The 17453-nt window shown below is 74.2% G+C and carries 19 protein-coding genes; 14 read left to right on the top strand and 5 right to left on the bottom strand.

The features are described from left to right. Window positions 1-543: 543 nt before the first annotated feature. Together ABD352_RS53085 and ABD352_RS53080 are read right to left on the bottom strand one after the other, a co-directional pair. Window positions 544-1695: a Gfo/Idh/MocA family protein gene (locus tag ABD352_RS53085; protein ID WP_344620311.1), complete on the bottom strand. Its 1152-nt coding sequence runs from the start codon at window positions 1693-1695 to the stop codon at window positions 544-546. 11 nt (window positions 1696-1706) lie between these two features. Continuing rightward, window positions 1707-2396, bottom strand: a complete 690-nt coding sequence (locus ABD352_RS53080) for a cupin domain-containing protein (protein ID WP_344620310.1) — start codon at window positions 2394-2396, stop codon at window positions 1707-1709. A gap of 79 nt (window positions 2397-2475) precedes the next feature. Between ABD352_RS53080 and ABD352_RS53075 the strand changes: the two genes are divergently transcribed. Further along, the gene (locus ABD352_RS53075; protein WP_344620309.1) at window positions 2476-3495 is read left to right on the top strand and encodes a LacI family DNA-binding transcriptional regulator; all 1020 of its coding nucleotides are present in this window, start codon (window positions 2476-2478) and stop codon (window positions 3493-3495) included. Here the strand turns inward: ABD352_RS53075 and ABD352_RS53070 are convergent. After that, window positions 3474-4190: an isocitrate lyase/PEP mutase family protein gene (locus tag ABD352_RS53070; RefSeq protein ID WP_344620308.1), complete on the bottom strand. Its 717-nt coding sequence runs from the start codon at window positions 4188-4190 to the stop codon at window positions 3474-3476. The two genes, ABD352_RS53075 and ABD352_RS53070, sit on opposite strands and share 22 nt — an antisense overlap. Beyond that, on the bottom strand, window positions 4187-4771 hold the full coding sequence (locus tag ABD352_RS53065; protein WP_344620307.1) for a hypothetical protein: 585 nt from the start codon (window positions 4769-4771) through the stop codon (window positions 4187-4189). The genes ABD352_RS53070 and ABD352_RS53065 overlap by 4 nt, the downstream gene beginning before the upstream one ends. Window positions 4772-4836: 65 nt before the next feature. On the opposite strand from ABD352_RS53065, the gene ABD352_RS53060 reads away from it, so the two are divergent. The 3 genes from ABD352_RS53060 (at window position 4837) to ABD352_RS53050 (ending at window position 6049) form a co-directional block, all read left to right on the top strand. Continuing rightward, window positions 4837-5529, top strand: coding sequence for an ArsR/SmtB family transcription factor (locus ABD352_RS53060; RefSeq protein WP_344620306.1), 693 nt, complete (start codon window positions 4837-4839; stop codon window positions 5527-5529). A gap of 61 nt (window positions 5530-5590) precedes the next feature. Then, complete coding sequence (locus ABD352_RS53055; protein ID WP_344620305.1) at window positions 5591-5791, top strand: hypothetical protein; 201 nt, start codon at window positions 5591-5593, stop codon at window positions 5789-5791. A gap of 36 nt (window positions 5792-5827) precedes the next feature. Then, window positions 5828-6049, top strand: a complete 222-nt coding sequence (locus ABD352_RS53050; protein ID WP_344620304.1) for a hypothetical protein — start codon at window positions 5828-5830, stop codon at window positions 6047-6049. A 3-nt stretch (window positions 6050-6052) separates the two neighbouring features. Here ABD352_RS53050 and ABD352_RS53045 read toward each other — a convergent pair whose 3' ends face one another. Continuing rightward, entirely contained in the window at window positions 6053-7000 is a 948-nt protein-coding gene (locus tag ABD352_RS53045) for a glutathione S-transferase family protein (protein WP_344620303.1), read from the bottom strand. A gap of 19 nt (window positions 7001-7019) precedes the next feature. Between ABD352_RS53045 and ABD352_RS53040 the strand changes: the two genes are divergently transcribed. The 10 genes from ABD352_RS53040 (at window position 7020) to ABD352_RS52995 (ending at window position 17004) form a co-directional block, all read left to right on the top strand. Next, on the top strand, window positions 7020-7784 hold the full coding sequence (locus tag ABD352_RS53040) for a crotonase/enoyl-CoA hydratase family protein (protein ID WP_344620302.1): 765 nt from the start codon (window positions 7020-7022) through the stop codon (window positions 7782-7784). A gap of 5 nt (window positions 7785-7789) precedes the next feature. Then, on the top strand, window positions 7790-8716 hold the full coding sequence (locus tag ABD352_RS53035) for a threonine/serine dehydratase (RefSeq protein ID WP_344620301.1): 927 nt from the start codon (window positions 7790-7792) through the stop codon (window positions 8714-8716). Continuing rightward, complete coding sequence (locus ABD352_RS53030; RefSeq protein ID WP_344620300.1) at window positions 8703-9248, top strand: QsdR family transcriptional regulator; 546 nt, start codon at window positions 8703-8705, stop codon at window positions 9246-9248. The genes ABD352_RS53035 and ABD352_RS53030 overlap by 14 nt, the downstream gene beginning before the upstream one ends. Before the next feature lie 9 nt (window positions 9249-9257). Next, on the top strand, window positions 9258-10436 hold the full coding sequence (locus ABD352_RS53025) for an FAD-dependent oxidoreductase (RefSeq protein ID WP_344620352.1): 1179 nt from the start codon (window positions 9258-9260) through the stop codon (window positions 10434-10436). Between the two features lie 208 nt (window positions 10437-10644). Beyond that, a complete protein-coding gene (locus ABD352_RS53020) occupies window positions 10645-11331 on the top strand; it encodes a response regulator transcription factor (protein WP_344620299.1) in 687 nt (228 codons plus the stop codon). Between the two features lie 38 nt (window positions 11332-11369). Continuing rightward, window positions 11370-12764: a sensor histidine kinase gene (locus ABD352_RS53015; RefSeq protein ID WP_344620298.1), complete on the top strand. Its 1395-nt coding sequence runs from the start codon at window positions 11370-11372 to the stop codon at window positions 12762-12764. Between the two features lie 240 nt (window positions 12765-13004). Beyond that, window positions 13005-15056 (top strand): RICIN domain-containing protein, encoded by a 2052-nt coding sequence (locus ABD352_RS53010; protein ID WP_344620297.1) that lies wholly within the window; start codon window positions 13005-13007, stop codon window positions 15054-15056. Beyond that, entirely contained in the window at window positions 15053-15610 is a 558-nt protein-coding gene (locus tag ABD352_RS53005) for a hypothetical protein (RefSeq protein WP_344620296.1), read from the top strand. Before ABD352_RS53010 ends, ABD352_RS53005 begins: the two co-directional genes overlap by 4 nt. Before the next feature lie 75 nt (window positions 15611-15685). Then, a complete protein-coding gene (locus tag ABD352_RS53000) occupies window positions 15686-15913 on the top strand; it encodes a hypothetical protein (protein ID WP_344620295.1) in 228 nt (75 codons plus the stop codon). A gap of 47 nt (window positions 15914-15960) precedes the next feature. After that, on the top strand, window positions 15961-17004 hold the full coding sequence (locus tag ABD352_RS52995) for a LacI family DNA-binding transcriptional regulator (RefSeq protein ID WP_344620294.1): 1044 nt from the start codon (window positions 15961-15963) through the stop codon (window positions 17002-17004). Window positions 17005-17453: the final 449 nt, after the last annotated feature.

Below are 17453 nucleotides of genomic sequence, written 5' to 3'. Positions count from 1 at the left end.
GCCGCGGCATTCCGCCCAGCCCGCCCACACCGCGCAGCGCAACGAGCCGCTGCCTCTCCGTTCACCCCCGCCCGCCCCGCAACACGCGACACGCCGCAGCATTCCGCCCAGCCCGCCCACACCGCGCAGCGCAGCGCAACGAGCCGCTGCCTCTCCGTTCACCCCCGCCCGCCCCGCAACACGCGACACGCCGCAGCATTCCGCCCCGGCCCGCCCGACCGCGGAGCGCAACAGGCCGCCGCCTCTCCGCCAACACCCCCCGCCCACGCCGCAAAAAGGGCGCGGGTCGGCGCAGCGCACCGCGTTCGAACCCACCCGCAGCTTCGGACCCAGCCACAGCACGCAACCGCCGCGGCGGAGAAGCCACGCAAACCGCCGAGCGAGCATGACCACCGCCGAGCGAGCATGACCACCGCAGAGCATGACCACCGCCGAGCGAGCATGACCACCGCCGAGCTGAACCGAGCCGCGCCGAACCGGGCGTACCCGAAAAATCCGATATGTCCGTCACGAAGTGGCGGACATATCGGATACCCAACGCGATCAGAGGTCGAGGGCCGGGATCTCCAGGCGGCGACCAGTACGGGCCGACTCCAGGCCGAGCTCCGCCAGCTGCACCCCCCGCACCCCCGCCGCGAAGTCCCACGGGAACGCCGCGTCGTCCACCACGTGCCGCAGGAACGCCTCCCACTGCACCTTGAAGCCGTTGTCGTACACCTCGTTGTCCGGCACCCGCTGCCACTGCTCGCGGAAGCGCTCCGTCGCCGGCAGGTCCGGGTTCCACACCGGCTTCGGGGTGGCGCCGCGGTGCTGGATGTGGCACTCGCGCAGGCCCGCGACCGCGCTGCCGTGGGTGCCGTCGACCTGGAACTCGACCAGCTCGTCGCGGTACACGCGCACGGCCCAGCTGGAGTTGATCTGGGCGACGATGCCGCCCTCCAGCTCGAAGATGCCGTAGGCGGCGTCGTCGGCGGTGGCCTCGTAAACGGCGCCGGACTCGTCGACCCGCGACGGGATGTGGGTGGCCACCGTGGCCTGGACCGAGCGGACCGGGGCGAAGATGCGCTCCAGCACGTACTGCCAGTGCGGGAACATGTCCACCACGATCCCGCCGCCGTCGGCCGCCCGGTAGTTCCACGACGGGCGCTGGGCGGCCTGCCAGTCGCCCTCGAAGACCCAGTAGCCGAACTCGCCGCGCACCGACAGGATGCGGCCGAAGAAGCCGCCCTCCACCAGCCTCGCCAGCTTGCGCAGCCCGGGCAGGAACAGCTTGTCCTGGACCACGCCGTGCTTGACGCCGGCGGCGCGGGCGGCCCGGCACAGGTCGGCCGCGGCGGCGGTGTCGTCGGCGAGGGGCTTCTCCGTGTAGACGTGCTTGCCCGCCTCGATCGCGGCCCGGATCGCCTTCTCCCGCTGCTGGGTCACCTGGGCGTCGAAGTAGATCTGCACGTCGTCGCGGGCCAGGGCGGCGTCGAGGTCGGTGGTCCAGTCGGTCAGGCCGTGCCGCTCGGCGATCTCCTGCAGCTTGGCCGGGTTGCGGCCGACGAGGATCGGCTCGGGCCAGATGCGCCGGCCGTCGCCCGCCGGCAGGCCACCCTCCTCCCGGATGGCCAGCAGCGAGCGGACGAGGTGCTGGCGGTACCCCATGCGGCCGGTCACGCCGTTGAGGACGATGCCGATCGGAACGCGGTTCACGGAAATCCTTCCTACGGGAGGTACGTCTGCAGGAGCCCGCACATGCCGTGCTTGCCGGACTCGGTCGGGCCGGGCAGCACCGAGATGCCGCCCTGGGCCAGGTGGGACAGGTCGGACTTCTCCAGCGCGTCGAGCTGCCGGCCGGTCTCCAGCGCGGCGTCGAGCGCGCCCGCCTCCCAGCGCTTGCGCCAGTCCCCCAGCTTCGGGGCGACGAGGGCGGCGGCCGCGCGGCAGAAGTCCTCGAAGGCGGCCGGCGCGGCCTCGCGCATGGCCAGGAAGCCGGTGACGGCGAGGTCGCGCCGCCGCAACGCCGGGGCCAGGTCGGGCCCGCCCGGCAAGGTGGCCGCCGCCTGGTACGCGGAGGGGTCGCCGAGGACGGCCGGGGGGAAGGTGAGCACGGCGTCGCCGGCCTCGGGCAGGCCGCTGTTCTGCATGAGCACCACGATCTGCAGCCCGCCCTCGTTGACGAGCCGGTGGATGGTGCCCGGCCGGAACCAGGCGACCGTGCCCGGGCGCAGCTCGACCTCGCGGAAACCGGACCCGGACAGCGTCTGCACGCGGCCCGCGCCGGCGGTGACGACGTAGCCCTCGGAGCACGTCAGGTGCATGTGCGGCGTGCCCCCGTGCAGCCCGTCGGGTGCACCGGTGTCGTACACCGACAGCCGCGACACGCCGACCGCGCCCGGCAAGTGGGATTTCATCGGCAACTCCCAACGCAGGAAAACGCTTTCCTGAGGCTAGCCGGTACGCTGAGCGCGGGTCAATGGAGAGGGGTCAACGATGGCGACGCTCGCCGATGTCGCCCGCCGCGCGGGCGTGTCACCGGCTACCGCATCCCGGATCATCAGCGGGAGCACGAAGCTGGTCACCGACGAGCTCCGGGCGCGGGTGCTGCGGGCCGTCGACGAGCTGCAGTACGTGCCCAACGCCCACGCCCAGCTGCTCGCCCGGGCCCAGCGCACCGCGGTCGGGGTGATCGTGCACGACGTCTCCGACCCGTACTTCGCCGAGATCACCCGCGGCCTGCAGCAGGTGGCCACCGCGCACGGCCGGCTCGTCATCATCTGCAACAGCTACCGGGACCCGGCCCGCGAGCTGGAGTACGTGGAGCTGCTGCGGGCCCAGCAGGTCGCCGCGATCGTGCTGGCCGGCTCCGGCTACCACGACGCCGCCTTCACCAAGGCCCTCAAGGGCAAGCTCGCCGCCTATACCCGCACCGGCGGGCGGGTCAGCGTCATCGGCCGGCACGAGCTGCCCGGCGACGCGGTCATGCCGGCCAACGAGGAGGGCGGGTACCTCGCCGGCACCGAGCTGTTCGCCACCGGGCACCGCAAGGTCGGGGTGATCGCCGGCCCCCGGGTGCTGACGACCACCACGGACCGCCTGGCCGGGCTGCGCCGGGCCGCCCGCGAGTCCGGCCGCACCCTGCCGTCCAAGCGGATCGCCTACGCCGGCTTCGACCGCGACGGCGGCGCCGAGGCCACCGCCGCGCTGCTCGACGCCTCGCCCGACCTGACCGCGATCGTCGCGCTCAACGACTCCATGGCCGTGGGCGCGCTCGCCACGCTGCGGGAGCGCGGGATCGACGTGCCGGGGCAGATCTCGCTCATCGGGTTCGACGACATGCCGATCGCGCGGGACGTGACCCCGGCGCTGACCACCGTCCGCCTGCCGCTGACGGAGATGGGCGCCCGCGCGATGTCCCTCGCCCTCGACAACGCCGACGGGGCCGCGCGGGTCGAGCCGGTCGAGGCGGTCCTGGTCCGCCGGGCCAGCAGTCAGCCGTTGACGTCGCGATAGCTGGGCAGGCCGGGGCGGACGGGTTCTGCCCGCCGTACCGCCGCGGCAGTTTCGGTGATCGCGGCGAGGGCGGCCCGGAAGAGCAACGAGCCCATGCTGACCCGCGCCACGCCCACGTCCGCGAGGTCGCGCACCGGCTGCTGTCCATACAGGACGTTCAACGGTACGTCCAGTGCTTCCACGAGCGCCGAGATGTCCGGCAGCCCGGACACCCCGGGGACGAAGACACCGTCGGCGCCGGCGTCCTGGTACAGCCGCCCGCGGCGCAGGGCCTCCCGCAGGTCGCCGCGGCGCAGCCAGTGCGTGTCGGTGCGCGCGTTGACGAACAGTCCCGGCGCCTCCCGCTTGACGTCCCGGATCAGCCGCGCGTGCGCGCCGGCGTCGCCGAGCCCGTCCTCCAGGTTGACGCCGACGGCCCCCGCTTCGGCCGCCGCCACCGCGCTGTGCACCGACCCGCGCTCCAGGTCTGCCGACACGAGCACGGGCACCGCGGCCAGCCGGGCGACGAGCCGGATGGTCTCCGGCGCGCTGGCGTTCTCCCCGTCGGGCAGCCCGTGCGCGGCGGCCACCCCGAGGCTGGTCGTCCCGACCGCCGCGAACCCGGCCGCGGCGAGGGCCTTGGCGCCGGCCACGTCCCAGACGTTGGCCAGCAGCAGCGGGTCCCCGGGCCGGTGCAGCTCGGCGAACGCGGTCATCCCAGCGCCCCTTCCACCAGGGCCAGCGCGTGCGCCCGCCCCGGGCAGGCCCGCGGCCCGTCCCCGAACGGGTGCCCGTCCAGCGCCACCAGCACCGTCTCGCCGTCCGGCCCGACCCTCCTGGTGGCGGGCACGGGCGGGTCGTGGCGGCCCGTGCGGGCCAGCTCGACGAGGGCGGCCGTGGCGTCGCAGGCCTGGACGAGCACCTGGATGTGCGCGGCGGTCCGCTCGTCGTGCGCCCCGCCGAACACCGCGACGAGCCGCTCGACGGCCTCGTCGGCGGCGGCGTCCCCCGTCTGGTACGCCGCCGCCACCGTGCGCACGTCCTGCACCACGTCCGCGGTGACGTGCATGGCGAGGGCGAGCCGGCCGGCGGGATGCCCGGCGTAGGGCGCCCGCAGCGGCTCCGGGTCGATGCCCGCGATCAGCCCCTCCACGAGGGCCCGCCGCCGGGCGTGCACGTCGCCGTTGCTGAACCGGCTCACGGCCGAGCGCAGCCACCCGATCCCCTCCTCGGCGGGCGGCGCCTCGGGCACCAGGTACGACGGGTCGGACAGCAGGTCGGCGCTCACGGTACGCATACCTCGACGCTAGGCCCGCAACCGTTCGGCGCCGGCCGAAGCGTGCGCGCGGGAGGATTGGGTGCATGACCACCGACGCCGCCGACCTGGCCCGGCTCGCGAGCCTGCTCGCCGACGAGACGCGGGCCGCGATGTGCCTGGCGCTGCTCGACGGGCGGGCCTGGACCGCGGGCGAGCTGGCCGCGCACGCCGGGGTCGCCCGGTCCACCGCCACCGAGCACCTGCACCGGCTGATCGGCGGCGGGCTGCTCGCCGAGGAGCGGCAGGGGCGGCACCGGTACGTCAGGCTCGCCGACCCCGCCGTCGCCCACCTCATCGAGGATCTCTCCGCGCACCTCGCCCCGGCCGCGGCGCCGGCCCGGGGGCTGCGCCAGGCCGCCGCGTCCGCGGCCATGAAGCGGGCCCGCACCTGCTACGACCACCTGGCCGGCGAGCTCGGCGTGGCGGTGGCCGACGCGATGACCGCCAAGGGCCTGCTCGACCAGCGGGCCGGCTTCGCGCTCACCGACGCCGGCCTGGCCTGGCTCACCGCCGACGCCGGCCTCGACCCGGCCGACCTGCGGCGCTCGAAGCGCCCGCTGGCCCGCGGCTGCCTGGACTGGACCGAGCGCCGCCCGCACCTGGCCGGCGTGGCCGGTGCGCGGCTGTGCGAGCGGTTCATGGCCCAGCGCTGGGTGGTACGCATCGGCTCCAGCCGCGCGGTCAAGGTGACCCCGGCCGGGCGGGAGGGCCTGCGGGCGCTGCTGGGCATCGATTAGCTTTCGGCCCCCTTGGGTAGACAGCGATCACCGAAATATGGCCACTCCCCCGGAGGCTGACGTGTTCGCTGTGATCGCCGCGATCCTGTTCGCGGTCGCCCTGCTGATCGACCTGCTCGGCGCCAACACCGGCCCGATTCTCGACGTCGGCACGCTGAGCCTGGCCGGCTTCCTGTGCATCGCCCTGCACCTCGCCGGCGCCGGTGCCTGGACGTCGGGGCGCTGGGGCTCGTACCGGCGGCGGCGTCCCGCCCGCCGCTGAACCCGCGGCCGGCCTCGGCTCGGCTACGGTGAGGCCGTGGACGGACTCCGGGCGATGCTGATCGTCGCCGCCGCGCTGGCGGTCGTGATGGGCGGATGCGTGCTGCTGGCCCGCCGCATCCGCCGGCGCGGGCTCGGTGGCGGGTTGATGAGCGTGGCCGAGGAGATCTACCTGCCCTCGGCCCGGCGCTCCCGCGCCGTGGTCCAGGCCGAGGTCAGGTCGTCCACGCCGAACGGCCAGGACCCGCCGGGGCTGTAGTGGTCAGGAGATCCAGGCCGAGAGGTCCGGGCCGGCGGGGATGATGCCGCTCGGGTTGAGCTGCGGGTGCGTGCCGTAGTAGTGCTGCTTGATGTGGTCGAAGTCGACCGTGTCGCCGAATCCCGGCAGCTGGAACAGGTCGCGGGCGTAGCGCCACAGCTCCGGCATCTCCGCGAGCTTGTTGCGGTTGCACTTGAAGTGGTTGTGGTAGACGGCGTCGAAGCGGACCAGCGTGGTGAACAGCCGCACGTCGGCCTCGGTGACGTGGTCGCCGAAGAGGTACCGCTGCCGGCGCAGCCGCTGCTCCAGCGCGTCGAGGCGGGCGAAGAGCCGGCCGTACGCCTCGTCGTAGGCCTCCTGGCTGGTGGCGAAGCCGCAGCGGTACACCCCGTTGTTGACGTCCTCGTAGACCTCGCGCATGAGCGCGTCCATCTCCGGGCGCAGGTCGGCGGGGAGCAGGTGGGGGTGTTTGGTGTGCAGCGGGGCCCAGTCGGTGGAGAAGTCCAGGGTCAGCTGGGGGTAGTCGTTGGTGACCACCCGGCCGGTGACGGTGTCCACGAGGGCGGGCACGGTCACCCGGCCCTGGAAGCCGGGGTCGGTGGAGAGGTACGCCTCGGCCAGGAACTCGATGCCCAGCACCGGGTCGCGGCCGCCCGGGTCGAGGGTGAAGCGCCAGCCGCGATCGTCGCGGATCGGGTCCACGGTGCCGAGGGAGATCGCGTCCTCGAGGCCCAGCAGGCCCCGGACGATCACCGCCCGGTGCGCCCACGGGCAGGCCCGGGACCAGATCAGGCGGTACCGCCCGGCCTCCAGGGGCCAGCGGTCCTGCTCGTCGGGGCCCTCGCCGGGGGCTGAGCCGGACTCGGCCGTCACCCGGCCGGTGAACCGGTTGGCCTGGCGGACGAATTCGCCGCGGGCCGAGGTCTCCGCCTGGAACTGTGCCTGCGCCATATCACCGACACTAGCCCGTATGACCGTACGCACGGAGCGCCGCGAAGCCGTCTGGACCGTGGTGCTCGACCGGCCCGAGACCCGTAACGCCGTCGACCGGGCGACCGCCGAGGCGCTGGCCGCGGCCTTTCGCGAGTTCGACGCCGACCCGGACGCGGCCGTGGCCGTGCTGTGGGGCGCGGGCGGGACCTTCTGCTCCGGGGCCGACCTCAAGGCGGTGGCGGCGGGCGAGGGCAACCGCGTCGAGCCGGACGGGGACGGGCCGATGGGGCCGACCCGCATGCGGCTGGGCAAGCCGGTGATCGCGGCGGTGGCCGGGCACGCCGTCGCCGGCGGGCTGGAGCTGGCGATCTGGTGCGACCTGCGGGTCGTCGAGGAGGACGCCGTCTTCGGGGTGTTCTGCCGGCGGTGGGGCGTGCCGCTCATCGACGGCGGCACCGTGCGCCTGCCCCGGCTGATCGGCGCCGGGCGGGCGCTCGACCTCATCCTCACCGGGCGGCCGGTCGACGCCGCCGAGGCGCACCGCATCGGGCTGGCCGACCGGGTGGTGCCGGCCGGCACCGCGCGGGCCGCCGCCGAGGAGCTGGCCGCCCAGCTCGCCGCGCTGCCCCAGGCCTGCCTGCGCAACGACCGGCTCTCGCTGTACGAGGCGCTGGACCGGGACGTGGCGGACGGGCTGGCGGCGGAGTGGCGCTACGGCGTGGACTCCCTCGCCCGCGGGGCCGGTGAGGGCGCGGCCCGGTTCGCGGGGGGCGCTGGGCGCCACGGCGCCGGGCTAGGGTGATCCGCGTGGTGGACAGGACAGACATCGAGGCCGCCGCCCGGCGCATCGGGGGCCACATCCGGCACACCCCGTCGTACGAGGTGCGCCCCGGCCTGTGGTTCAAGCTCGAGCTGCTGCAGCACAGCGGGTCGTTCAAGGCCCGCGGGGCGTTCAACCGGATCCTGGCCGCGGCCGAGGCGGGCGCCCTGCCGGAGGCGGGGGTGGTGGTCGCGTCCGGGGGCAACGCGGGGCTCGGCGTCGCCTACGCGGCCTCCCGGCTCGGCGTGCGGGCCGAGGTGTTCGTGCCGCGCAACGCCCCGGCGACCAAGGTGGCGAGGCTGCGCGAGTACGGCGCCGAGGTGCACCAGCACGGCCGGGAGTACGCGGAGGCGTACGCGGCCTCGTCCGTGCGGGTCGCCGAGACCGGGGCGCTGTTCGTGCACGCCTACGACCAGCCCGAGATCGTCGCCGGGCAGGGCACCCTGGGCCTGGAGCTGCCGGAGGCCGACACGGTGCTCGTCGCGGTCGGCGGCGGCGGGCTGGTCGGCGGGATCGCGGCCGCCGTCGGGGACCGGGTCCGGATCGTCGCCGTGGAGCCGGAGCAGGCGCCGACGCTGCACGCCGCCCTGGCCGCCGGGGCGCCGGTGGACGTGCGGGTGAGCGGCGTGGCCGCGGACTCTCTCGGCGCCCGCCGGGTCGGCCGGATCGCCTTCGATCTCGCCGTACGCCATGGCATCGAAAGCGTCCTCGTGAGCGACGAGGCGATCGTGACGGCCCGCCTGCGGCTGTGGCGGGAGCACCGCCTGGCCGTCGAGCACGGGGCCGCGGCCGCCTTCGCCGCGCTGGAGCACGCCGCGGGCACGACGGTCGTGGTGCTGTGCGGGGCCAACACCGACCCGGCGACGCTGACCGCGGCGCCGGCGGCCGATCAGCCCGCCCATGCCGCCGGATGAGGTGTTCGACGCGGCGCTGCGGCGGTTCCTGGCCCAGCAGCGCGTCGACATGCGCTCCCTCGCCGTGGAGCTGGGCATCGGCCGGGCCACCCTCTACCGCCGCGCGGGCGGGCGGGACCAGGTGCTCGGCGACGTGCTGTGGTACCTCACCGACCGCAACCTCGACCGTGCGGTCAGCGCCGCCGAGGGCCTGCGCGGGCCGCAGCGCATCGTCGCGGTCATCGGCCACTTCCTCAACGCCGTGTGGGACCAGCCGAGCCTGCGCCACTTCCTGGCCACCGAGCCGGAGTCCGCGCTGCGGATTCTCACCTCCAAACGCGGTGTGGTGCAGCGGCGAGTGGTAAACCACTTGGAGGGGCTGCTCACGGAGGAGGTGCGGGCCGGCGCGTTCGCCCCGCGCCTGGACGTGCGCACGCTCGCGTTCGTCCTCGTGCGCATCGCGGAGAGCTTCCTCTACGCGGACGCGATCGCCGACGGCGAGCCCGACGTCGAGCAGGCCCTGGAGGTGATCGGGCGGCTGCTGGAGGGCTGAGCCATGATCCTGAAGGCCGATGTGTGCATTGTCGGCGGCGGGCCGGCCGGGCTGGTCCTGGGCCTGCTGCTGGGCCGCCGCGGGGTGAACGCCGTGGTGCTGGAGAAGCACCGGACCTTCCTGCGCGACTTCCGTGGCGACACCGTGCACCCCTCCACGCTGGAGCTCATGGACGAGCTCGGGCTGGGCGAGGAGCTCGAGCGGCTGCCGCACCGGATCATGCGCCAGATCCAGGTCACCTACGCCGGGGGCACCTACCGGCCGGTGGACTTCTCCCGGCTGCGCGCGCCGCACCCGTACGTCATGATGCTCCCCCAGTGGGACTTCCTCGAGCTGCTCGCGGCCCACGGCGACTTCGCGCTGCACCGCGAGTGCGAGGTGGTCGCGGTCAACCGGCGCGACCGCCGGGTCGTCGGGGTGAGCGCGACGACGCCGCAGGGCCCGCTCGAGGTGCACGCCCCGCTGACGGTGGCCTGCGACGGGCGTCATTCGGTGGTACGGCGGGAGCTCGGCCTGCGCTCCAAGGTCTACGGGGTGCCGATCGACGTGCTGTGGTTCCGCCTGCGCCGCGAGCCCGGCGACCCCGACGGCCTGATCGGCCGGGTCGACCAGGGCCGGATGTTCATCGGCATCGACCGCGGCGACTACTGGCAGATCGGCCTGGTGGTGCCCAAGGGCGGCGACGAGTGGGTGCGCGCGGCGGGGCTGGAGGCGCTGCGGTCGGCGATCGTGCAGAGCGTGCCACACCTGACCGGCCGGGTGGACGACCTGCGCGACTGGGACGACGTGCACACCCTGACCGTGCGCATGGACCGGCTCTACCGCTGGCACGTGCCCGGCGCGCTGCTCATCGGCGACGCCGCGCACGCGATGAGCCCGATCGGCGGGGTCGGCATCAACCTGGCCATCCAGGACGCCGTGGCCGCCGCCCGGGTCATCGTCGCCGCGTTCGAGCAGGGGCGCCCGCCGACCGAGCGGGAGCTGGCGGGCGTCCAGCACCGCCGGAGCCTGCCGACCGCGGGCACCCAGCTCATCCAGCGGGCCCTGCAGCGGGCCGTGCTCACGCCCGCCGTGAACGGCCGGCCGGCCCGGCCGCCGCTGGCGATGCGCCTGCTGGACCGCTCGCCGACCCTGGGCGCGATCCCGGCCCGGGTGATCGGCGTCGGGCTACGCCCCGAGCACCTCTAGACCGCCGCCGGCCGCCAGGTGGTTGAGCCGCCAGGTGGTTGACCAGCTGTCATGCGGGCACCGACCGGCCGTCCACCTGTACCCGAACGCGCCGAAGTTGCGGCGAACGAGGGATGACCGCCACAAAACCCGGGCGAAAGAACCGAGATGTCGGATTCGTCCATCGACCGGGGAGGCCCCCACTTGCCACAGGCAGTACCTTCTTCGCATGGCCACGGTGCTGCTGGTTGAGGACGACCATGTCGTGCGGGGCGCCCTGCTGCGCTCCCTGACCGACCGGGGCCACACGGTGCACGCGGTCGGCACCGCCCTGGAGGCGCTGCGCCGCTTCGCCGCCGAGACCCCCGACCTGGTCGTGCTGGACCTCGGCCTGCCCGACCTGGACGGCGCGGACGCGCTGCGCATGCTGCGCGGCATCGCCGACACGCCCATCATCATCGCCACCGCCCGCGACGACGAGGCGGAGATCGTCCGGCTGCTCAAGGCGGGCGCCGACGACTACATGATCAAGCCGTTCACCTCGGCCCACCTCGACGCCCGGATGACCTCCGTGCTGCGCCGCACCGGACGGGCGAGCCGCGAGGAGCCCACCGCCATCGAGGTGGGAGGCTTGCGGGTGGACATCGGCCAGCGCCAGGCGTATCTGCACGGCGAGCCGCTGACCCTGACCCGCAAGGAGTTCGACCTGCTGGCGTACCTCGCCGCCCGACCCGGCCGGGTGGTCTCACGCCGTGAGCTGTTGGAGGAGGTATGGCGGCAACCCTCAGTGGGCGAGGACCAGACGATCGACGTGCATCTGTACTGGCTACGCCGGAAACTTGGCGAGAGCGCGTCAGCGCCCAGATACCTGCACACCGTGCGGGGCGTGGGCTTCAGGTTCGCCGCCCCGGACTGAGGCGCACCCTCGCCTACGTCTCCGCGGCGGTCACCACGATGGTGGCGCTCGCCTTCCTGATCCCACTGGGGCTCGTCGTCCAGCAGCTCGCCCGCGAGCGCGCGCTCGCCGACGCCGAGCGCCAGACCGCCGTGGTCGTGGCGGTGCTCACCGTGACCACGGACCCGCTGAGCATCGAGCGGGCCATCGCCAGCACCGGCGGGCCGGCGGTGACCCGCGTCTCCGTGCACAACCTCGGCGACGAGGGCACCGAGATCGGCACCGGCCACGCCCGCCCCGGCGACCTCAGCCGGGCCGCCGACCAGGCCGCCCCGGTCATCGCCCCCGTGCCCGGCGGCGAGTCCTACCTGGAGCCGGTCGACCTGGGCTCCGGGCGCACCGCCGTGGTCGAGGTCTTCATCCCCGAGTCCGAGCTGGACAACGGGGTGGCCGGGGCGTGGTGGGCGCTCGGCGCCGTCGCGCTCGGGCTCATCATCGCCTCCGTCTGGGTCGCCGACCGGCTGGCCGCGAAGATCATCATGTCGGCCCGGCAGCTGGCCGGCGCGGCCGGCGCGCTCAGCGAGGGCTACCTCGACGTGCGCATCGACCCGCAGGGCCCCCGGGAGCTGTCCGAGGCGAGCTTCGCGCTCAACGTCATGGCGGACAGGATCATGGCCCTGCTGTCCAACGAGCGGGAGCTGGTCGCCGACCTCTCGCACCGGCTGCGCACCCCGCTGACCGCGCTGCGCCTGGACGCCGAGACCCTCGACGACTCCCAGGACGCCGAGCGCATCCGGGACGCCATCGCCGCCCTCGAGGTGGAAATCGACAAGCTGATCCGGGCCATGCGCGAGCCGATCGACGCCCACTCCCCCACCCCCGACCGCGGCGAGCGGGCCGACGGCGCCGCCGCCTCGACCGGCGAGGAGGGCTGCGACGTGGCCGAGGTGGTCCGCGACCGGATGATGTTCTGGTCGGCGGTCGCCGGCGACCAGGAGCGCGAGTGCAAGGCGATCGGCGTGGACGCGCCGGCCCCGGTCACCGTGCCCAAGAGCGAGCTGGCCGCGGCCCTGGACGCGCTCATCGGCAACGTCATCCGCTACACCCCGCAGGGCGTGCCGTTCGAGGTGACGGTGACCCGGCGCGAGGACGGCTACGTGGTGCTGCGCGTCGAGGACGGCGGCCCCGGCATCCCCGACCCGGAGAAGGCGATGCAGCGCGGCGAGAGCCAGCAGGGCTCCACCGGCCTGGGCCTGGACATCGTGCGGCGGGTCGCGGTGGCCGGCAACGGCACCGTGAACATCGGCACCGGGGCGCTCGGCGGGGCCAGCGTGGTGATCGTCATGGCCGACGCCGACCCGGCCCCGAAGGAGGAGCCGTCGCCGTCGCGCTGGCTGGTCGGCCGCCTCTCCCGGGAGCCGTCCGAACGCCGTTCGCGCTGGAAGAAGGCATAGGCAGACCGCCGTACATATGGCGGGAACAAGTCTGGATTAGATGTGCCTTAACTGCCCCGTTCGGGCTGGAACGGACACCTGGCCGATGGCTATGGTCGGCGCGTTCCCACGTGGACGACCGGCATTCACCCGCCTTGCCACCCTCGAAGGCCGGCGTCCAGCGCGCGGCCGGGGGCCGGTACCTCTGCCCTGTGCCTGCCCCCGCCGCGCGCGCCCTCTTCCCCTCCGGAGGACCCGAGCGTGCAAGCGCGACCCGAGAAGTCCCGCCTCCTACGCCGCGTCGTCACCGCTGCCGGTGTCGTCGTCCTCGGCGCGGGCGCGGCGATCGCTGGACCTGGCGCCTTCCAGTCCCTGTTCCACGAGCGCGACCGCGGCCCGACCGCGATCAGCCGCGTCCCGGCCGACAACCCCGAGCTCGGCCTGGTGTACCAGGGCCTGACCCCGGCCAAGAAGGGCGAGCCCTGCGTCGGCGGCTACGAGCTCACCGAGCGCGACCAGTGCAGCCACGGCCCGGACGCCCCGCCGACCGGCCTGACCGTGAAGGCCGACGTCAAGCCGGTCGCCGCGGCCACCCAGCAGTCGGTGCCCGACGCCGACACCGCCGCCGCACCCGCCGAGCAGACCGTGCTCGCCGACGAGAACGTCGCCCCGGGCTCCGACGGCGGCTTCGCCGTGCTGGCCGACTCGGCCCCCGCCGACGGCAGCGCCGCGGTCACCATGGGCTCGGCCGGCGTCGCCTGCGACGGCGACGGCGTGACCGGCAAGCGGGTGCAGGTGCTGTACGTCCGCGACGCCGGCACGGCGAGCCGCTTCAGCGCCTACCTCGAGTCGTTCCGGACCTGGTCGGCCGGCGTCGACACCATCTACAACGCCAGCGCCCAGGAGACCGGCGGCGAGCGGCACGTGCGCTTCGTGACCACCGCCGACTGCAAGGTCGACGTGCGCGAGGTCGAGCTGCCGGCCGGCGGCATGGCCACCTTCGACGCCACCATCAACGGCCTGAAGTCGCTGGGCTACAACCGCACCGACCGCAAGTACATGATCTTCGGCGACGCCACCGTGTACTGCGGCATCGGCACCTTCGCCGGCGACACCCAGGCCGGGGCGAGCAACCGCAGCAACGGCGGCCCCGGCTACGGCCGCAGCGACTCGGGCTGCTGGGCGGCCAGCGTCGCGGCCCACGAGCTGGGCCACAACCTCGGCGCGGTGAACAACAACGCCCCGAACTCCAGCAAGGCCGGGCACTGCCTCGATGAGTACGACATCATGTGCTACAACGACTCGGGCGGGCTCAAGACCTCGGTGAAGTGCGCCGACAAGGCCCACGAGAACCGGCTCGACTGCAACCACGACGACTACTACAACACCAACCCGAGCCCGGGCAGCTACCTCGCGACCAACTGGAACGTGGCCAACAACCAGTTCCTGATCGCCGGCGGCGACGGCGGCACCACGCCTCCCCCGTCCCCGTCGCCCACCAAGGCGTCGCCCTCGCCGTCGAAGACCACCGCGTCGCCGACGCCGACGCCGTCGCGCACGACCGCCTCGCCGAAGCCGTCGCCGACGACCGGCAGCCCGACCCCGACCCCGACGCAGACGCCCACGCCGACGAAGTCCCCCACGGGCCTGAAGGAGCTGAAGGTCAGTGCTGTCGACGCGACCTCTGTTCGCCTGTCCTGGGACGCGGCGGCCGCCGGCAGCCGGTACGCCGTCGTGCTCAACGGCCGCTCCATCGGCGTGGTCGGCTCCACCGCCGTCCGCATCGTCGGCATGCGCCCCGACACCGCTTACCAGGTGGGCATCTCGCTCTCGCAGAACGGCGCGCTGACCCCCTGGACCACCACGGTGGCGATGCACACCACCGCCGCGGCCAGCCCGGCCGCCGGCACCTGGCTCACCTTCGGCAACAGCCTCACCGGCGGGGTGGCCGACGTCTTCGGCGCCCGCCACGCGGCCGGCACGCCGATCATCCTGTACAGCAAGCACGGCGGCGCCAACCAGCAGTGGAAGCTGGAGCCGGCCGGCAACGCGTTCGTGCTGCGCTCGAAGGCGACCAACGAGTGCCTCACGACCGCGGGCGGGAAGGACGCCGTCGGGGCCACCCTGGTCCAGGGCGACTGCGGGGCCGCGCTGCACTGGAGCGTCCAGCGCACCTCGTACGGCGTGACGCTCGCCTCCCCGGCGGGGCTCGTCGTGGGCGTGAGCAACAACGAGTACTTCGGCAGCCGCCTGCTGGTGCTGCAGAAGGCGAGCGGGGCGAAGTACCAGAGCTGGGTCCCGCAGCAGGCATGACGGTTGCATCGCTCCGTCCCGGCCCGGCGTCCCTGTGGCGCCGGGCCGCGGCGTGCCTGCTGGCGGTCTGCCTGGCCGTCTTCACGTTCGCCGACGACGCCTACGGGCACGCCGGCGTGATCCTCACGCTGCACGGGGACGGGGCCGGCTCGGTCTGGCTGACCGCGGTCTGGCAGGACCGGCACCCCGTCACCGAGCCGATCGGCATGACCATGCTGGCGACGTCGAGCACCGGCCAGCGCGTCGGGCCGGTGCCGCTGAGGCGCAACGGGGACGCGGTGACGTACTCCGGAACTCTGACCCCGGGCGACTGGACGGTCGTGGCCGACATGGGCACCCCGGCGATCGGCCGCTGCGAGGGCACCCTGCACGTGGCCGCGGCGGGCGCCTCCCCGGCCCCGTCCTCGACGACCTGCGCGCCACCGCCGGCGGCCACCACGGCCGCCGCACCGCCCGCCCCGGACTCCAGATCGGCGACCTGGCTGTGGTGGACCGGGGGCGCGGTCGTGGTCGTCGCCGGCCTGTCGCTGCTGCTCATCCGCCGTCGCCAATAACGGCTTGACCGGTAAAGGCCGGTCGGCGTACTGTACCGGTATAGGTTCGCTATACCGGTACAGAGGAGATGTCAGATGAGCACGTTCCCGTTCGCCCTGGTCGTGTCCCAGGCCGCGCTGTCCGACTCGTTCGGCCCCAGCTTCAACGGCGAGGAGTTCGAGTACGCCAGCGCCCTGCCCGGCGCCCCGACCGTCGAGCACGACGTGCCGGTGCGCCCGCCGCGGGTCGCGCGGGCCCGCTGGGCACTGGCCGAGTCACTGCGCCGGGCGGCCGAGGCGGTCGCCCCGGCACCGGCGCGTTAAGGTCTCGGGAAAGAACCCGAGCTATGGGAGGCGTTGCGGTGGGGAGGGTGACCCTGCAGACGATCGCCGACCGGGTCGGGGTGAGCCGGATGACGGTCTCGAATGCGTTCTCCCGGCCCGACCAGCTCTCCCCCACGCTGCGCGACCGGATCCTGGCGGTCGCGGATGAGCTCGGCTACGTCGGGCCCGATCCGGCCGCCAGGGCCCTGGCCCGCGGCACCGTCGGCGCGGTCGGCCTCCTGCTGACCGACACGCTGAGCGGCGCCTTCGCCGACGAGGTGGCCACCACGTTCCTGGGCGCCATCGCCGACGAGCTGGCCCCGACCGGCCTGGGCCTGACCCTGCTGTCCACGGCCACGAGCGGCGGCGTGGTCCCGGCCCGCGACGTGGCCATGGACGGCGCCCTGGTGTACTCCTGCGACCCCGAGTCCACCGCCGTCGAGTGGCTCCTGCGCCGCAAGATCCCGCTCGTCTTCATCGACCAGATCCCGGCCGACGGCGTCCCGGCCGTGAACGTCGCCGACCGCGAGGGCGCCCGCGCCGCCGCCCAGCACCTGGTCGACCTCGGCCACCGCCGCATCGGCATCGTGACCGCGGGCGTCCGCGGCGCGCACGGCCTGGTCGCCCCGGACGACATCATCGACGGCTTCGTCGGCACCCACCGCCTGCTCGGCTGGCTCGACGCCCTGACCCCGGCCGGCATCGAGCCGGCCATCGCCCGCCGCCCGCACGGCGACCCCGAGTCGGGCTACCAGGCCGCGCGCCTCCTGCTGGAGGCCCCGCAGCCGCCGACGGCGATCCTGTGCTTCTCCGACGCCATGGCCCAGGGCGTGGTCTCGGCCGCGGCCGACGCGGGCCTGTCCGTGCCGGAGGACCTGTCGGTGGTCGGCTTCGACGACAGCCCGGGCTCGGCCCGCCTGCGCCCGCCCCTGACCACGGTCCGCCAGGACATCCAGGCGAAGGGACACGCGGCCGCGGCCGCACTGACGCAGTCCATCGAGGCGGCGCGCAACGACACCCCGGCCCCGGCCGGCCACCTGTGCCTGCCGACGGAGCTGATCGTCCGCGCCAGCACCGCCCGCCCCCGCTGACCGCCACTCGGCGGCCACGGCGGCATCCTCGCCCTCCAGGAACCCGTGCCGCTCCGCCACGGCCGCCACGATCCGTCGCCGGCTGCGCGCCCGGGCCGAGGCCGACGCAGCCGAGCGGCGCCTCGACGCCCGGCAGGGAGCGCCGATCACAGAGCCCGCTCTCGGGCCTGCCTTCGCTCGGGCGCGCTCGCAACTCGCAGCGATACGCGTTGTCGGGATGTCCGGGAATCGGCGGCGGCGGTCCATTGGGATAGCAGTTGTTTCGGCGGACTTGCAGGAAATGACGTCCTGGCGTGCGTGGCATTGTCCAACGACGACGGCAATACGCCGATAACCGAATATTGCTGGTCACCATTGCACCTGTTGCCGCACCGGCGGGCCTGCGCAGTAGTGGTCCGGGTGCGCCACGACGCTTCGAGCCAAGGCCGGGCTGCGCAGGGTCACCGTCA

This window comes from Dactylosporangium salmoneum, from assembly GCF_039532525.1.
GTDB lineage: Bacteria > Actinomycetota > Actinomycetes > Mycobacteriales > Micromonosporaceae > Dactylosporangium > Dactylosporangium salmoneum.
This window is presented reverse-complemented; position numbering and strand designations above follow the sequence as displayed.